At 61.6% G+C, this 17,055-nt stretch carries 15 protein-coding genes; 8 read left to right on the top strand and 7 right to left on the bottom strand.

Going from position 1 to position 17,055, the window contains the following annotated elements:
- The first annotated feature begins 164 nt into the window (after positions 1-164).
- Positions 165-1,730, top strand: a complete 1,566-nt coding sequence (locus tag IWW33_RS03340; protein WP_115275420.1) for a PAS domain-containing methyl-accepting chemotaxis protein — start codon at positions 165-167, stop codon at positions 1,728-1,730.
- Between the two features lie 40 nt (positions 1,731-1,770).
- Here IWW33_RS03340 and IWW33_RS03345 read toward each other — a convergent pair whose 3' ends face one another.
- The 5 genes from IWW33_RS03345 to IWW33_RS03365 form a co-directional block, all read right to left on the bottom strand.
- A complete protein-coding gene (locus IWW33_RS03345; RefSeq protein ID WP_174141790.1) occupies positions 1,771-2,655 on the bottom strand; it encodes a pseudouridine synthase in 885 nt (294 codons plus the stop codon).
- Positions 2,656-2,706: 51 nt separating this feature from the next.
- Positions 2,707-3,015 carry a hypothetical protein gene (locus IWW33_RS03350; protein WP_039603809.1) on the bottom strand — a complete coding sequence of 103 codons (309 nt, stop codon included), beginning with the start codon at positions 3,013-3,015 and terminating at the stop codon, positions 2,707-2,709.
- Positions 3,016-3,086: 71 nt separating this feature from the next.
- Positions 3,087-3,518: a D-Ala-D-Ala carboxypeptidase family metallohydrolase gene (locus IWW33_RS03355; RefSeq protein ID WP_115275421.1), complete on the bottom strand. Its 432-nt coding sequence runs from the start codon at positions 3,516-3,518 to the stop codon at positions 3,087-3,089.
- Positions 3,519-3,622: 104 nt separating this feature from the next.
- Positions 3,623-3,862, bottom strand: a complete 240-nt coding sequence (locus tag IWW33_RS03360) for a glutaredoxin family protein (protein WP_039603811.1) — start codon at positions 3,860-3,862, stop codon at positions 3,623-3,625.
- A gap of 74 nt (positions 3,863-3,936) precedes the next feature.
- Positions 3,937-5,145: an ammonium transporter gene (locus tag IWW33_RS03365; RefSeq protein WP_196914196.1), complete on the bottom strand. Its 1,209-nt coding sequence runs from the start codon at positions 5,143-5,145 to the stop codon at positions 3,937-3,939.
- Positions 5,146-5,458: 313 nt separating this feature from the next.
- Here IWW33_RS03365 and IWW33_RS03370 point away from each other — a divergent pair, with 313 nt between their 5' ends.
- The 6 genes from IWW33_RS03370 to IWW33_RS03395 all read left to right on the top strand — a co-directional run bounded on the left by IWW33_RS03370 (position 5,459) and on the right by IWW33_RS03395 (position 12,488).
- On the top strand, positions 5,459-5,773 hold the full coding sequence (locus IWW33_RS03370; RefSeq protein WP_012313531.1) for a YqjD family protein: 315 nt from the start codon (positions 5,459-5,461) through the stop codon (positions 5,771-5,773).
- A 9-nt stretch (positions 5,774-5,782) separates the two neighbouring features.
- Complete coding sequence (locus tag IWW33_RS03375; protein ID WP_115275423.1) at positions 5,783-6,157, top strand: phage holin family protein; 375 nt, start codon at positions 5,783-5,785, stop codon at positions 6,155-6,157.
- On the top strand, positions 6,154-6,483 hold the full coding sequence (locus tag IWW33_RS03380) for a hypothetical protein (RefSeq protein ID WP_046786484.1): 330 nt from the start codon (positions 6,154-6,156) through the stop codon (positions 6,481-6,483). The genes IWW33_RS03375 and IWW33_RS03380 overlap by 4 nt, the downstream gene beginning before the upstream one ends.
- Positions 6,484-6,645: 162 nt before the next feature.
- Entirely contained in the window at positions 6,646-7,977 is a 1,332-nt protein-coding gene (locus tag IWW33_RS03385; protein ID WP_046786485.1) for a deoxyguanosinetriphosphate triphosphohydrolase, read from the top strand.
- A 279-nt stretch (positions 7,978-8,256) separates the two neighbouring features.
- Positions 8,257-8,877 carry a response regulator transcription factor gene (locus IWW33_RS03390; protein ID WP_046786486.1) on the top strand — a complete coding sequence of 207 codons (621 nt, stop codon included), beginning with the start codon at positions 8,257-8,259 and terminating at the stop codon, positions 8,875-8,877.
- A gap of 8 nt (positions 8,878-8,885) precedes the next feature.
- Positions 8,886-12,488 (top strand): transporter substrate-binding domain-containing protein, encoded by a 3,603-nt coding sequence (locus tag IWW33_RS03395; protein ID WP_174141793.1) that lies wholly within the window; start codon positions 8,886-8,888, stop codon positions 12,486-12,488.
- Between the two features lie 39 nt (positions 12,489-12,527).
- On the opposite strand, the gene IWW33_RS03400 is transcribed toward IWW33_RS03395, so the two are convergent.
- Positions 12,528-12,872, bottom strand: coding sequence for a YggL family protein (locus IWW33_RS03400; protein WP_012313525.1), 345 nt, complete (start codon positions 12,870-12,872; stop codon positions 12,528-12,530).
- Positions 12,873-13,059: 187 nt separating this feature from the next.
- Here IWW33_RS03400 and dacB point away from each other — a divergent pair, with 187 nt between their 5' ends.
- The gene (dacB, locus tag IWW33_RS03405) at positions 13,060-14,523 is read left to right on the top strand and encodes a D-alanyl-D-alanine carboxypeptidase/D-alanyl-D-alanine-endopeptidase (protein WP_046786488.1); all 1,464 of its coding nucleotides are present in this window, start codon (positions 13,060-13,062) and stop codon (positions 14,521-14,523) included.
- Positions 14,524-14,586: 63 nt separating this feature from the next.
- On the opposite strand, the gene IWW33_RS03410 is transcribed toward dacB, so the two are convergent.
- A complete protein-coding gene (locus IWW33_RS03410; RefSeq protein WP_196914197.1) occupies positions 14,587-16,977 on the bottom strand; it encodes a diguanylate cyclase in 2,391 nt (796 codons plus the stop codon).
- Between the last annotated feature and the right edge of the window lie 78 nt (positions 16,978-17,055).

The raw sequence follows: 17,055 nt of genomic DNA on the forward strand, positions 1-17,055 counted from the left end.
CTGCAATAAACCTGCAATAGTGACGCCATCTTTCGCGAACGTGCGGGCCTGCTAGCGTAATCCCCGCAGTCCGTTCCTGCGCCAAATCAACGAAGTTAAATATCCATTCAATAAAAGTACTGGCTTGCCGATATCTGTCGAAAGCCTTGCGGATTACTCAGCCCATGCGGAACAACCAGCCGATTACCCAACGGGAAAGGACTTTCCCTGCCCAACAACGCTTGATCTCGACCACCAATGCCAAGGGTGTGATCACCTATTGCAACGATGCGTTCGTCGAGATCAGCGGCTTCACGCGCGAGGAGCTGATCGGCGCACCGCACAACCTGGTACGCCACCCTGATGTGCCGCCTGCGGTGTTCGCCCACATGTGGCAGACCCTCAAGCAAGGCCAGCCCTGGATGGGCATCGTCAAGAACCGCTGCAAGTCGGGTGACCATTACTGGGTCAACGCCTACGTCACGCCGATCTTCGACAACAACCAGGTGAGCGGTTTCGAGTCGGTGCGGGTCAAGCCCACCGCCGAGCAGATCCGCCGCGCCGAAGCCCTGTACCAGCGCCTGAATCAGGGCAAGCCCGCCGTTCCGCGCCGTGACAAGTGGCTGCCAGTGCTGCAGGACTGGCTGCCCTTCATCCTGGTCAGCCAGATCGGTTTCCTGATCGGCAACTGGCTCGGGCATTCCTGGGGCTTCGCCCTGGCCGCCGGCCTGTCGGTGCCGCTCGGCCTGCTCGGCCTTAGCTGGCAACAACGCGGCCTCAAGCGCCTGCTGCGCCTGGCCGAACAGACCACTTCCGACCCACTGATCGCGCAGATGTACACCGACAGCCGAGGCGTGCAGGCACGCCTGGAAATGGCCCTGCTCAGCCAGGATGCGCGCATGAAAACCTGCCTGACTCGCCTGCAGGACAGCGCCGAACACCTCAGCGACCAGGCACGCCAGTCCGACGTCCTGGCCCACCAGAGCTCTTCGGGGCTGGAGCGCCAACGGGTCGAGACCGAGCAGGTTGCTGCGGCTGTCAACCAGATGGCCGCCACGACCCAGGAAGTGGCCAACCATGTACAGCGCACCGCCGATGCCACACAGGAAGCCAATCGCCTGACCAGCCAGGGCCGGCAGATCGCCGGTGAAACCCGCGACGCCATCGAGCGCCTGTCGGCGGCCGTGGGTGAAACCGGCGAGACCGTGACGCAACTGGCCAAGGACAGCGACGAAATCGGTGGCGTGGTCGATGTGATCAAGGGCATTGCAGACCAGACCAACCTGCTGGCCCTGAACGCCGCCATTGAAGCAGCCCGCGCTGGCGAAATGGGCCGTGGCTTTGCCGTGGTGGCCGACGAAGTGCGCCAGCTGGCCCAGCGTACCGCTGAGTCCACAGGGCAGATCCATGGCCTGATTGCCAAACTGCAACAGACAGCCAACAACGCCGTGCTCACCATGGAATCTGGCCATCGCCAGGCTCAGGAAGGTGTAGAACGAGTGATGCAGGCTGACCAGGCATTGATGGGGATCAGCGAGGCGGTGGCCAACATTACCGACATGGCGACCCAGATCGCTGCCGCCACTGAAGAGCAGACTGCCGTGGCTGACGAGATCAGCCGCAACATCAGCACGATCGCCGAACTGGCCGACCAGACAGCCGAGCAGGCGCAGCATTCGGCGCTGCTCAGCGAAGCATTGACCACCACCGCCGGTGGCCAGTACTCACTGGTGGAGCGGTTCAACCGCTGACAACCCAGCGCCCCTTCGCGACCTTGCCCGCGAAGGGGCACTACCAACCGAGGGTCAGACGACTCTCGAAATAGCGCTCCTCCCCCGTCAACGGGTCGGCAAAGCGCAAGCTGTGTGCCAGCAGCTTCAATGGCCGCTGGTAATCATCTTCTACCTTGAGCAACTCAGGATAGAACGGGTCGTTACAGATCCCTGCCCCCAGTGCCGCCATGTGCACCCGCAGTTGATGCGTCTTGCCGGTCACCGGCGAAAGGCCGTAGCGCCATAGCTCACCCTGCTTCTCCAGCACCTCGGCCAGGGTTTCGCTGTTATCGTCGCCCGGTACCTCATGCATGCGGAAAAACGGCTCGCCATGCACCAGACGGCTTTTATGCACCAGCGGAAAATCACGCTGGGGCAAGGCCGGGGCGATGGCGTGGTAGCGTTTGTCGATGCGGCGCTCGGGGAACAGCCTTTGGTACGCGCTGCGGGTTTGCGGGTTGGCCGAGAACAACACCAGCCCTGCGGTATGCCGGTCGATGCGGTGCAACGGCACCAGGTGCGGGTTATCCAGGCGCCGGATCAAACGGCGCAGCAACGTCTGTTCGACATACTCGCCGGTTGGCGTAACCGGCAGAAAATGCGGTTTGTCGGCCACCACCAGATGCTCATCCACATGCAGGATGCCTTCCTCTACCGGGATCGGCCGCTCGTTGGGCACCTCACGAAAATAGTGCAGGCGCATGCCGCGACGGTAAGGCAGGTCGGCAGCGATCGCCTGGCCTTCGGCGTTGAGCACCCGGCCACGAGCAAAGCGGTCAAGCCACTGCGCACGCTCGATTGCCTTGAAATGGTCGCACAGGCAATCAAGTACCGTCGCCCAGTTGCCAGGTGGCAGGCAGACCGTGCTGGCTTGCTGGCGGGCGGGGTCGAAAGGCGTGGTCATGGCGAGACTCGGGGCAGGCAGGGCCGGGCATTATCCCCCAACCCCGCCAGCTCAACCAGCCTGGACCATGGCCTCGCTGCGCGCCTTCAGCCAGCGCAGAACCTGCACGGGCTCCCAGCGGCCGGGATCATAGAGCGCATACAGCAAGCCCTGGTAACCCACCACATCCAACCCTCGATGGTAGCCGGCCCGCTGGAACAGCGCCTCGATCTCGGCGAAGCAGGTATTGAAATGAACCTTGCCGAACGGCGTACGGTCATCGGTGACCAAGCCTTCGAGGCGCAGTTCCAGCACGGCGTCACATACCCGCTCCACCGGCATGCGGTTGACGCTGTACTTGAGTTGCTCGACATTGAGCATGGGCTTACCTCGATACTGTATTTATATACAGCATACGAACTTGCATACCCCGCCGTCAATTCATCCCCTGCTCACTGCAAACCTGGCAGGTAGCCTGTACCCCTGCGGATGGTCAGCACTTGACGGCGCGGGACGCTCGGCGTTACCGACAGGTGGACCCAACTGTCGAACTCCAGAATCATCTGGTCGAAATTCACTGCGCTTGCGCTCACCCGGCGGACCACTTCCCGATTACTGATGCCGAATATCTCGAAGTCCGCGGCCAAGCCGTGCAGGTGCTGGCTGCGCGGGGAGCCGCCTATACGCTTGTTCAACGCGGGGGACCGGTAGCCACTGCTGATGATTACCGGCAGGCCAAACAGGGCCCGCACCCGCTCAAGGGCTTCACACAGCAGGTGCAGGTTGCTGATGACTTGCTGCGAGGGCGTATTATCCAGCCCTTCCCGAGCGGCGACCTGCGAGACAATCATCTCTTCCAGGGTAAAATTTGGTGTGATGAACATGACTGCATTCTCGACGATGATGAGGTTCCGGCGTGTGTCGCCGGCACGGCATCTTCGGGTAACAGTTCAGCTCATGCAGGCAGGCGATGCTTCCCCTGCCGCTGTCATTGCGCGAGAAAGGCTACAACCTGTTCAGGATCGAACGGCCAGTGCAGTTCGGCCGAGGTATCGCAACGACGCAGCACGGGAATGATAAGCCCGTAGCGCTCGAACAGCGCCTCGCTCTCGGCGATATCGACCAGTTCGACCAGCAGGCCATGATCGACGAAAGGCATGAGAACGGCTTCGGCCACTTCACACAAGTGGCACCCGACGGTGCCGAAGAGTTGGCATTCAGGCAGCATGGGGCGGGACCCGGTTTGGCATGGATGAGAAGCCTATTCTAGGTCGCCACCGCCCCATGTGCACCTGACCTCGTTCAATCCTGGCTGGTGGCACCGATGCGGTGCAGCGACAAGTCGGCGCCCTGAAACTCCTGTTCATGGCTCAGGCGCAGGCCGAGTACCGCGCGGATCAGCCCGTACACGACAAAGCCCCCAAGCAGCGCGATCAGCACCCCTGCCAGGCTCCCGATCAACTGGCTGGTCAGGCTGACGCCTCCCATACCGCCAAGGCTTGCCTGGCCGAAGATGCCACAGGCTATCCCGCCCCATACGCCGCATAGCCCATGCAATGGCCACACGCCCAGCACATCGTCGATCTTCCAGCGGTTTTGCGCGGCGGTGAAGCTCCACACGAACAGAACACCGGCCACCAGGCCAGTAGCCAGTGCACCGATCGGATGCATCAGGTCCGAACCTGCACAGATCGCCACCAGCCCCGCCAGCGGCCCGTTGTGCAAAAATCCAGGGTCGTTACGCCCGGCCAACAACGCTGCCAGGGTGCCGCCTACCATGGCCAGCAGCGAATTGATCGCCACCAGGCCACTGACGCCTTGCAAGGTCTGCGCGCTCATGACATTGAAGCCGAACCAGCCGATGATCAGGGTCCACGAGCCCAGTGCCAGGAACGGAATGCTCGACGGAGCGAAGGCCACCAGCCGACCATCACGGTACCGCCCCCGCCGTGCACCCAGCAGCAGCACTGCCACCAGTGCCAGCCAGCCGCCCATCGCATGCACCACCACAGACCCTGCAAAGTCATGGAAAGGCGCACCAAAACGCGCCTGCAGCCATGCCTGTGCGCCGAAGTTGCCATTCCATACGACGCCCTCGAAGAACGGATAAATGAAGGCTACGATCAACGCTGTGGCGCACAGCTGAGGCACGAACCGCGCACGCTCGGCGATACCCCCGGAGATGATTGCCGGTATCGCTGCCGCGAACGTCAACAGGAAAAAGCATTTGACCAGGGCATAGCCGTGGTCGGCGGCCAGCTGGGATGCCGGGTGCAGAAAACTCACACCATAGGCAACCCAGTAACCGATGAAGAAGTACACCAGCGCCGAGATGGCGAAATCGCTGAGTATCTTCGACAAGGCATTGACCTGGTTCTTGTGGCGCACGGTGCCCACTTCGAGAAATGCGAAGCCCGCGTGCATGGCAAGCACCAGAATGGCGCCCATGAGGATGAAGAGCGTGTTGGAACCGTGGACCAGGGAGTCCATGGCGCTGTGCATGTTGTCCATGAAAAGGCAGACCTACTGAAAAAAGGCACCAGGACAGTTCAAGAACCTGCATCCATGCACCGGATCGGTGCCAGCCCATTGCCCGGGTACGGTGGACCGAGCGAAGCCTGCGTGGTTTTTTCTTGGGTTTGTCGTGGATTGGGTTAAGGTTTATCGGTATCTGCCGGGGTCGACGCCCTGTATCGGCGCATCGCTCCGGTCTACGCCCCGCGTTGTGGCAATCTTCATTAGCAAGGCCCATACCAGCGACGAAGTGAACCTTCAGCGCACAGCGAAACTCGAATTACCTACACACCTACACAGGGAGAGCACCATGGCCAGCAAATCGGCAAAGACTGCACAAGAGATATTGATGGCGGACTTCCAGGCTTTGGTCCGTGACACCGAGAAGCTTCTGGCCGACACCGCCAATCTGGCGGGCGACCAGGCCGATGAGCTGCGTGAGCAGATCCACGAGCGCCTCACGCAGGCCCGCGAAACCTTGCAACTGACTCAGGAATCGGTGCGTGAGCGTGGCCAGGCGGCCTTGGGTAGTGCCGAGCACTACGTTCAGGAAAACCCTTGGCAGGCCATCGGCATAGCCGCAGGTGTCGGCCTGCTGATCGGCCTGTTGGCCAATCGGCGCTAAGGAGCCTCCATGGAGAATGACGCCATTGGCACCGGTGCCTCGGGCAGGCGCCTGGGCGCCGCGATACTGGGGCTGCTGCACAGCCATATCGAACTGTTCGGTATCGAACTGCAGGAGCAGAAAGGACGCACCCTGAGCCTTTTGCTGTTCGCTGGCCTGGCGCTGGTGTTCGCACTGCTGCTGCTGACAGCCTTGTCGGGCCTGCTGCTGGTGTTGCTGTGGGACAGCTACCGCCTGGCAGGGATCATCGGCCTGTGTGTGTTTTATGGTGTGGCTGCGCTGTATTGCGGCCTACGGCTGAGGGCGGCGGTATTCGACGAGTCCTCGCCGTTTGGCGCCACCCTCGAAGAACTTGCCAAGGACCGGGAGCGCCTGCTGCCATGAGCCTGCCTGAACTACCCAATACGCGTAACCCTCGGGAGCTGCGCAAAGCCCTGCTGCGCCTGCGCATGGAAATGCATCGCCAGCAGATCCGCCAGGAGTCCGGGCAAATGCTGCAGCCACTGCACCGCCTGCGTGGCATGGGCGGCTCATTGCAAGATGGCCTGGGCATCAAACACGCTCCCCTATGGGGCATTGGTGCGGTGGTTGCGCTGGGCTTTCTGACCGGCAAGGGGGTGCGCAGCGGCAACCTGTCACGCCTGGTGCGCCTGGGCACTACGCTGCTGCCGCTGTTGAAGGTGTATCTGCAAGGCTCGCGGCGCTCCTGAGCCACCTCCAGAGTCTTCACTCGCAGGTGACCCACGCGTTTCAAGCGTGGCAAGCACCTGTGAGAGACGGCTTGCCGACGATCAGGCCGGTATCGATTTTCCGCTTGCATAGCCCTGCGCGACACCGGAAGCTACGCCATTCGACCTACAGGAGAGCGAGCCTTGGACTGGCACACCCTGCTCACCCGCGAGCGCCTGGGCAAAGCCCTGTACAGCCCCGATGAACTGGGGCGCAGCCCCTTCCACAAAGACCACGACCGGATCATCTTCTCAGGCGCGTTCCGCCGCCTGGGGCGCAAGACCCAGGTCCACCCCGTCTCCAGCAACGATCATATTCACACGCGCCTGACCCATTCCCTCGAGGTAAGTTGCGTAGGGCGCTCATTGGGCATGCGCGTCGGCGAAACGCTGCGCGACAGCCTGCCAGACTGGTGTGAACCCAGTGATCTGGGCATGATCGTGCAGTCCGCCTGCCTGGCCCACGACATCGGCAACCCGCCGTTCGGCCACTCAGGCGAAGATGCCATCCGCCACTGGTTCCAGCAGGCTGCAGGGCGCGGCTGGCTGGATGACATGACGGATGACGAGCGCGGCGACTTCCTCAACTTCGAAGGCAACGCCCAAGGGTTTCGCGTGCTCACCCAGCTTGAGTATCACCAGTTCGACGGCGGTACCCGGCTGACCTACGCGACCCTCGGTACTTATCTCAAATACCCTTGGACCGCCCGGCACGCTGATGCCCTGGGGTACAAGAAGCATAAGTTCGGCTGCTACCAGAGCGAGTTGCCGCTGCTCGAACAGATCGCGCACAAGCTCGGCCTGCCGTTACTTGAGGAGCAGCGCTGGGCGCGCCATCCACTGGTCTACCTGATGGAGGCAGCCGATGACATCTGCTACGGCCTGATCGACCTGGAAGACGGCCTGGAGATGGAGTTGCTGCAGTACGCCGAAGTGGAGGCGCTGCTGCTCGACCTGGTGGGCGATGACTTGCCAGAAACGTATCGCCAGCTTGGCCCTGCAGATTCGCGGCGACGCAAGCTGGCCATCTTGCGTGGCAAAGCCATCGAGCACCTGACCAACGCCGCCGCGAGCGCCTTCGTCGAGCAACAGCAGGCATTGCTTGCCGGGCAGTTGAGTGGCGACCTGGTCGAGCACATGCACGGCCCGGCCAAGCGCTGCGTGCTTCAGGCCAAGGACATGGCACGCAACAAGATATTCCAGGACAAGCGCAAGACGCTGCACGAAATCGGTGCCTACACCACCCTGGAAATCCTCCTCAACACGTTCTGTGCTGCGGCCCTTGAGCAGCATGGCGGGCGCACCCCCTCCTTCAAGAGCCGCCGCGTACTCGATCTGATTGGTAACAACGCCCCACACCCGCATGATTCTTTGCACAAAGCCTACCTGCGCATGATCGATTTCATCGCCGGCATGACCGACAGCTATGCCAGCGAAATGGCCCGCGAGATGACCGGGCGGTCCAGCCCGACCTGAACCTGGGTACTGCCGCATGCCTTTGCGCATGCGGCCCATTATATTGAGGGATATTTCCTACAACTGCCGCCACTTGTTAAACAGAACGAATATTTACAAAACAAAAAGTTACCAAGAGTCCTTTGACACTGATTCAGATCATTACACTTCGTAGCTCTAATTGCTTTCTGCTGTAAGCCATTTCCCATATACGTTTAATCGCCACACTTCACACCCCATGTCAGATGCAACTGGGTTAATGTGCCCCCTGCCTCGTCATCCGCCGCAGGGAAGTTGAACATGCACTCCGTATTTATTGTCGATGACCACCCGGTCATCCGCCTGGCTGTCCGTATGCTGCTTGAAAACCAGAACTACAAAGTCGTAGGCGAATCGGACAATGGCGTGGACGCCATGCAGATGATCCGCGAAACAATGCCCGACCTCGTGATTCTGGATATCAGCATCCCCAAGCTTGATGGCCTCGAGGTCCTCTCGCGCTTTCAGACCATGGCCTTGCCGCTGAAGGTACTGATCCTGACCGCGCAATCGCCTGCGCTGTTCGCCGTGCGCTGCATGCACTCAGGTGCGGCAGGCTATGTATGCAAACAGGAAGACCTGAGCGAACTGCTCAGCGCTATCAAGGCGGTACTGGCCGGATACAACTACTTTCCCAGCCAGGCCATCCACACGGGCCACGAAACAGCAGACACCGATCTCAGGCTTTTCCGGCAGGTCAACGATCGCGAACTCATGGTACTGCAACTTTTCGCCCAAGGGCGCAGCAACAAGGAAATTGCCAAAGGCATGTTTCTCAGCAACAAAACCGTCAGCACTTACAAGAAGCGCCTGATGCAGAAACTCCAGGTCGACACCTTGGTCGACCTTATCGAGATGGCCAAACGCAACGCGCTGGTCTGAGGTGTCAAATGGCGCAACTCCTTGCCTGGCTGGCCCTTGCACTGTCATTGGCCTGCTGCGCAGCGCAGGCTTCTCAGCTTGAGGCGGTACCGTATTCCCTTCTTGCCCGCTCCTCTGCCTCACCGGTAACGCCGCCACTGACCGCGCCACAGAGGGAATGGCTGATGGGCCGGCAATACCTGAAGCTGGGCACGTCAGCACCGGATTATCCGCCCTTCGACATAACCAGTGGCGGGCGCGACTATCAAGGACTCACCGCCGAATATGCCAGCCTGATCGGCAAGGTACTGCAGGTGCCGATTCGAGTGTTGCGCTATCCCAACCGGCAAGCTGCAGTAGAGGCGCTCAAGAAGGGGGATATCGACTTGCTCGGCAGCGCCAATGGCTATGAAGCAGCGAGCGAAGGCCTGGCGCTTTCGCACCCTTATGCCGTCGACCAGCCGGTGCTGGTGACCCGCGAAGACGAACGCCGTACGCTCAATCGCGGCATGGGCGGCATGCGTCTGGGCATGTTGTATCACTACCTGCCCCGAGAAGAAGTCAGCACTTTATATCCCCAAGCCGAACTGCTGGCCTTCGGCTCGTCTTCCCAAGCCCTCAATGCCGTCGCGTTCGGGCAGGCTGACGTATTCATCGGCGATACCATATCCACTCACTATCAGCTCAACCGCGGTCACCTGCCGCGCCTGCGCATGGCAAGCTTCGGCAAACATGAGAGCGTCGGTTTCAGTTTTGCAATGCGCGCCCAGGATACCCATCTCAAGGACCTGGTGAACCTGGCCCTGGAGCGCCAGCCAGCCGCCGTGCGCGCCAGCATCTTCAAACGCTGGAGCGCCGGCAGCGACCTACTGTTGAGCGACCGGAAGCTGCAGCTCACGGCCGAAGAGGAGCAGTGGTTGCGCCGCCATCCTGTGATGCAGGTGGCTATCGACGAGACGGCCGCACCGCTGTCCTATTTCGACGGCAATGGCCATTTCCGCGGGATTACCGCCGACCTGCTGGATCTGATCCGCCTGCGCACAGGGCTGCGCTTCGACGTTCAGCGTGCCAACGGCATTGCCGAGATGATCGCCCGGCTTGAGGACGGGCGCGTGAACATGATCGCAGCGCTTGCCGTGGATGACATGAGCGAGGAGCACTTGCAACTCAGCCGACCTTACCTGGAAAGCACCTATGTGCTGGTCACGCGCACCGAAACGCCCCAGTACACTTCACTGGAACAACTGCAGGGCCGGCGCATCGCCATCACCCGCTACAGCGAGATGTCCGAACTGCTGGCAACCCGGTATCCGCAGACCGGCTGGATCGAGACCGAAAGCCCCTACTATTCCATGGCACTGTTGAGCAGTGGCGCAGTCGATGCCGTCATCACGACCTTGATCGATGCCAACCACGCCATAGCAGGTAACGCCAAACTGGTCATCCGCAGCACGGTCGGTACCGATCCTGCGAGCTTCGCCATGGCCACCTCGGCGCAGGCAACAGAGTTGGCATCGATTCTGGACAAGGCGCTGCTGAGCATTTCGCCGGAAGAACTGGGGGTGATCAACAACCGCTGGAGTGGTTACAGCCAGCATGATGACAGCAATTGGCTAGGCTTCAGGCGCCTTGCCTTGAAAGTGTTGCTGGGGACCGCTTTGCTCCTGCTGGCGGCGCTGCTGTGGAACGCCCGGTTGCGCCGCCAGATCAAACAGCGCCAGCACGCCGAGCGCGCCCTGAACGATCAGCTGGAGTTCATGGGCGCACTGCTCAATGGCACCCCGCACCCCATGTACGTGCGGGACAGGGCGGGCTGCCTGCAAAGCTGCAATGCCAGTTATCTGGAAGCGGTGCAGGCGACCCACGACGAGGTCATAGGCAGGCGCCTGGAAGACAGCCTGTTCGCGGGTTCGGAAAGTACCCGGCAGATCCATGCCGATTATCTGCAGGTGATGGCGGCCGGGGTTCCGCTGATCATCGACCGCCCCTTGCGGCTCAAGGATCGCGAAATCACGATCTACCACTGGATACTGCCGTACCGTGATTCACTCGGTGAAGTCCAGGGCATCATCGGCGGCTGGATCGACATCAGCGAGCGGCGCAAGCTGGTGCAGGAGCTGCGCGAGGCCAAGCAACTGGCTGATGATGCCAACCGCGCCAAGAGTACCTTCCTGGCTACTATCAGCCATGAGATTCGCACCCCGATGAACGCGGTCATCGGCATGCTCGAACTGGCGGTCAAGCGTGCCCATCAAGGGCAGATCGATCGCACCTCGCTGGAAGTCGCCCACCATTCGGCAAAGGACCTGCTGGGCCTGATCGGTGACATCCTGGATATCGTGCGTATCGAGTCCGGCCACCTGTCCCTTGCGCCCGAGCCTGTCGACCTTGCGGCGCTGGTCGAATCGGTGAGCCGCGTGTTCGATGGCCAGGCACGGCAAAAAGGCCTGGCCTTCGACGTCGTCATCGACTCCAGCGCACGCTGCCACGTCCTGCTCGACCCACTGCGTTTCAAGCAGATCCTGTCCAACCTGATCAGCAATGCCATCAAGTTCACCGGGCAGGGCCAGGTGCGCATCAGCCTCAGCCTGCGCGAAGAAGCCCCGTCAGCGCCCCCAAGCCTTGACCTGGAAGTGCGTGACACCGGCATTGGCATTCACGACGATGACCTGCAACGCCTGTTCAACCCCTTCGTTCAGGCCAACCCGCATAGCCAGGGGGCTCGCGCAGGCACGGGCCTGGGCTTGGCCATCTGCCGTAGCCTGTGCGAAATGATGGGCGCAAGCCTGAGTATCAAGAGCGTGCCGGATTTCGGCACGCAGGTTCGCTTCAGCGTACCGCTGCAACGTGTCGACGCACTGCCGCCGCAGGTGCTGGAAGCCGATGACATGGATGTACCCGATGCCCGGTTGAAGGTGCTGGTGATCGACGACCACCCGGCCAACCTGATGCTGATGGCGCAACAGCTGGGGTACCTGGGCCTGAGCCAGGCCACTGCCAGCGATGGCCGCGAAGGCCTGGAAAAATGGCGTGAAGGGCAATTCGACGTGATCGTCCTCGATTGCAACATGCCGCACATGAACGGCTATCAGCTCGCGGCCGCCGTGCGCGCAGAAGAACGCCAAAACGGGCGCCCTCACTGCGTGATCCTGGGCTATACCGCCAACGCCCAGCCCGAAGTCAGGCAAAAATGCCTCAGTGTCGGCATGGACGACTGCCTGCTCAAACCCATCAGCCTGCGCACACTCAGCCAACGCCTGGCGAATATCGCTCCCAAACGGGAGCAGGCCGCAACGAAGGTACCGTTCAATATCAAAGGTCTGAACAGTATCGTTGGCGACAACCCCAACGACCGTGAACTGTTTCTCAAGGCCTTGCTGATGAGCCTGCAGCAGGACCTGGCAACGCTCATGGGCCTGGACCCTGACGTCGAACCCGAGGCCGTCGGCGAGCAGGCACACAAGATCCTCAGCGCGGCGCGGATGCTGGAAGCGCAGCACTTGATGGCGGCCTGTGAGGCCCTTGAACAAAGCGGGTTGCCCGCATCACAGCTGAAACTGCGGCGACAGGCTTTGGCACGGCACATGCGCCGCGTAGAGAAAGCCTTGGCCAGAGAACTGACCAAGCCTTGATGAAGCGGCCGCCCGAGCGGGCGCCGCTTCAGCCATGCATCAGGAAGCCGGGTTGATCGGCTTTTCCGGATACCAGGCGTCCAAGAGCGGGCTGACTTCGATGGAGGTCAGTTCGCTACGGCCTTTGAGCCAGGCTTCGACAGTGGCGCGTTGCTCTTCGCTGACCGAGCCACGCTCTGCCAGGCAGACCAGGCCGAAATCATCACCACCGACATAGTCCAGGCCGTTGGCGTCCATGGCTTCTGCCAGGAAGGCGTCGAGGAAGGCATCGATGGCTTCGTCGGACAGGTCTTCCTTGAAACCCAGGTTCAATTCAAAACCCAGCTCCTGGAATTCATCAACGCACAGCTTCTTGCGCAGACGACGGGAACGGTTGGTAGCCATGAAACAATCCTCTTGAGTAATAACGCGCGGCACTTTAACAGTTTCCGCAGTACAACGGCGCTTTTCCGTCGAACGTGGCGCATGAGCGCGGCGCTTGGGGCATAATGCGCACTATATTTCGTAGAGGGGCGATCATCTCATACAGCCCCTATGTCTTTTTCCCTCGTCCGCAGGGTATGAATCTCATATGATCAAATCGCTCCGCCCCCTCGTTCTCGCCGGCATGCTCCTGCCGTTCGCCCTGCCCAGCCAGGCCGCAGCCGTCAACACCACGCTGCCCCCCAAGGTTCAGCAGGCGCTCAAAGCCAGCAAACTGCAGGACACAGCACTGTCGCTGGTGATGCTGCCGCTCAATGGCCCCGGCACGCCGACCGTGTTCAACGCTGATGTCTCGGTCAACCCGGCCTCGACCATGAAGCTGGTCACCACCTATGCAGCCCTCGAACTGCTCGGCCCGACTTTCCAGTGGAAGACCGAGTTCTACACCGATGGCACCCTGAGCAACGGCGTGCTCAACGGCAACCTGTACCTCAAGGGCGGCGGTGACCCGAAGCTGAACATGGAGAAGCTATGGCTGCTGATGCGTGACCTGCGCGCCAACGGCGTTCGCACCATTACCGGTGACCTGGTGCTGGACCGCAGCCACTTCGTACAGCCCAACCTGCCGCACTTCAATGATGACGGCGGTGACGTGAACAAGCCCTTCCTGGTCAAGCCCGACTCCTTGCTGGTCAACCTCAAGGCCCTGCGCTTCGTCGCCCGCAACGATGGCGGCAAGGTAACCGTCGCCGTCGAGCCACCCATTGCGAGCATTCGCATCGACAATCAGGTCAAGGCAGTTGCCTCCAGAAAATGCACTGGCGATGTACGCTACAACCCGGTGCCTCAAGCCGATGGCATGAATGTCGTGGTCAGCGGCCAGCTGGGCGATGGCTGCAACTCGCAGACGTACCTCGCGCTGCTCGATCACCCAACCTACGCCGCCGGTGCCGTGCGCGCGATCTGGAACGAACTGGGGGGCAGCATTCAGGGCCGTGACCGCATCGAAAACGTACCCAAGGGCGCTCGCCTGCTGGCACGGGCCTTCTCGCCCGACCTGGTGGAGGTGATCCGTGACATCAACAAATACAGCAACAACACGATGGCCCAGCAGCTGTTCCTGAGCCTCGGCGCACAGTTCCGTACCGATGCCGATGGCGACGATGCCCGCGCAGCCCAGCGCGTGGTTCGCCAGTGGATGGCCAAGAAAGGTATCACCGCGCCCCACCTGGTGATGGAAAACGGCTCTGGCCTGTCGCGCGCTGAACGGGTAAGCACGCGCGAAATGGCCGCACTGCTGCAGGCGGCGTGGAATAGCCCCTACTCCGCCGAATTCATCAGTTCAATGCCGTTGGTGGGCATGGACGGCACCATGCGCAAGCGCCTCAAGCGTACCGCCTTGGCCGGTGAAGGCCACATCAAGACCGGTACCCTGAATACCGTACGCGCCATTGCCGGCTTCAGCCGTGACAGCAACGGCAATACCTGGGCAGTGGCGGCGATTCTCAACGACCCGAAACCTTGGGGGGCATCGCAGGTACTCGACCAGGTACTGCTGGACCTGTATCGCCAGCCCAAAGCCGCTAACCGGACGGTAGGCGTCAACCCATGATCTGACTTGGGCAAATACCAACTTCATCGCCGGCAAGCCGGCGATGAGGCCCGTACTGCCCGCTCAGCTCAACTCTGCCTCGACACGGTCCCTGCCTGCCTGCTTGGCCGCATAGACGCCGGCATCAGCCCGCAGCAACAAGGCATCGGCCCCCTCCCCCGGGCGCCATCCGGCCACGCCAAAGCTTGCAGTCACTTTGCCAACCCCGTCGACAGGCAAATTGCGCACCCCTTGCCACAGCTCCATCGCCAGGAGCCGCGCCTGTTCAGCATTGCTACCAGGGCAAGGCACCATGAACTCTTCACCGCCAAGCCGGCAGAATACGTCCGTACGCCGCAGACGCTGGCCGATACGCTGGCAGAGGCTGCGCAACACATGATCCCCCACGGCATGACCGTACTGGTCGTTGATCCTCTTGAAATGGTCGATGTCGAGCATGATCACTGCCAGTTCCTGATCATCACGCTGGGCGCGGTCCAGTTCGGCCTTCAGCCGCTCCTGGAAGTAGCGGCGGTTGTGGATACCGGTCAGAGCATCGGTCACCGATAAGGTCCGCAAGTCCTCCTCCACGCCCTTGAGGTCGGAAATATCGGTCAGGTAGCCATGCCAAAGCGTGCAACCGTCTTCACCGACTTCCGGCGTCGCCTCCCCGCGCACCCAGCGCAACCCGGCCCTGGGCAGGCACACACGGTACTCTTCACGCCAAGGGGACAGGTGTTCGGCCGAGTAGCGCACGGAGCGTTGAACGCGCTCCAGGTCATCGGCATGGATGCGCTCGAACACCACTGTGGCGTCCTCGCGCAGCAACTGCAGGTCGACCTCGTAGATATCGAACAGGCCCTGACTGGCATAGGGGAAACACGAGTGGCCATTAGCGTCGAGGCGATACTGATAAATGCCGCCCGGCACCTCGGCACTGAGCTTCTCCAGCAGCCGATCACGCATTGCCAACGCCTCGTGCACCCGACGGCGCTCGGTGACATCGATGCAAATCGCCAGGTAACCTACCCATAGCCCCTGCTCGTCAAGCACCGCGGTCACCAGCATGTTGGCCAACAACTGGCTGCCATCCTTGCGCACCAAAGTCCACTCGCCTGGCTGCGCGCCACCCTCTTGTATGGTCTCGGCGAACATCGCCTGGCCACCATCGATGTGGCGCCCGTAGCGCAGGCCCAAGGCATGGGCGCGAAGGCTGAGCTCCTCTGGCAGAAGCAAGTCTTCCAGTTGCAGTTTCCCGACCGCTTCGCTGGCCGCGTAGCCAAGCATGCGCTCGGCACCGGCATTGAAAGTACTGACCACACCCTTCAGGCTGGTCGCGATGATAGCGACCTGGGTAGCGGCATCGAGCACACTGCGCAGCTGATTATGCGTCTCGCGCAACGACTGCTCACTGACGCGCAACTCAGCGGTGCGCTGCTCCACCAGCTTGAGCGCACGTTGCCGCTGGCTGAACAGGTTGTACAGCAAGGCACTGAGCAACAGGCTTAGCAGGCCACCGAGCAAGCCCACCGCCAGCGCCGCAGAGGAGCGGTTGGCCTGCATGAACACCTGGCTTGGGCGGATATCAAGCTGGAAATGATGGTCGGCCAGGTGCAACAGCTGCGTGCTGACCAACGCCAACGGCGCGGCCGGGTTCTGCGAGTCGAACAACAGCTCATGGCCATTGCGCCCACTTGGATCGACGATCCGCACCACCAGATTGTCCTGGGCAATGGCCGGCAAGCCGTCCGTGATCAGTTGCCGCACGTTCAGCAGCGCCATGACATACCCTGCGGGGTTGCCGGCCTGCGCGCTGTAGAATACCGGCGCCACCATCAACAGCCCGCGGGCGTAGCCCGGTGCCACACTTATCATGTCCAGCGGCGCGGACACTGCCATGCTGCCGGGTTCCAAGGCACGCATCAGGGCCTGGTCACGTACCGCCTGGCCGCGCAGGTCCAGCCCGTAGGGTTGCCCCTGCATCTGGGTTGCCTGGGTGTAAAGCACCGGGAAGTAGTGATCGCGCGGCGGCGCCGGGTGCCAATTACCGCGCTCGTCCAGGTCACGGATTAGGTAGGCCTGCCCCAAGGCGGCACTGGCCTTGCGCTCGAAGTCGCGCCGCTGCGCGCCCTCGACCCGCGGCGCCCAGGAGTAAGCCTGGGTGCGCCGCAGCAGGGGGCGGGCGAAGCCGTCGAATTCACGTGGAGTGATGTCGTTGGAGAAGCTGAAAAAGCGCCGCAAGCTGTCCAGGCGCTGTTCCTGGTCGTCGAAGCGCTCGGCGATACGGCTATAGCGCTCGCTGGCCAGCAGCTCGAAGCGCTGGCGCAGCTGCTGCTTGTAAAACGCATGCGTGGCCAGCGCCAGGGCAATCGACAGCAAGCTGCCGGCCACCAACGCCACCAATGCCACTGCCCAGGCAGCCATCGCCTCGCTGCACAGGCCCAGCACCTTCGCACGCACGCCATACTTCGACATAGATCGATCTCGTCACGTCAGCGTCCTGCGAAAATCATGGCCCTGTGCTGAGTTATAGCTATTGGCCATTAGCGACGC

The sequence above is a fragment of the Pseudomonas sp. M2 genome (assembly GCF_015751845.1).
Lineage (GTDB): Bacteria > Pseudomonadota > Gammaproteobacteria > Pseudomonadales > Pseudomonadaceae > Aquipseudomonas > Aquipseudomonas putida_E.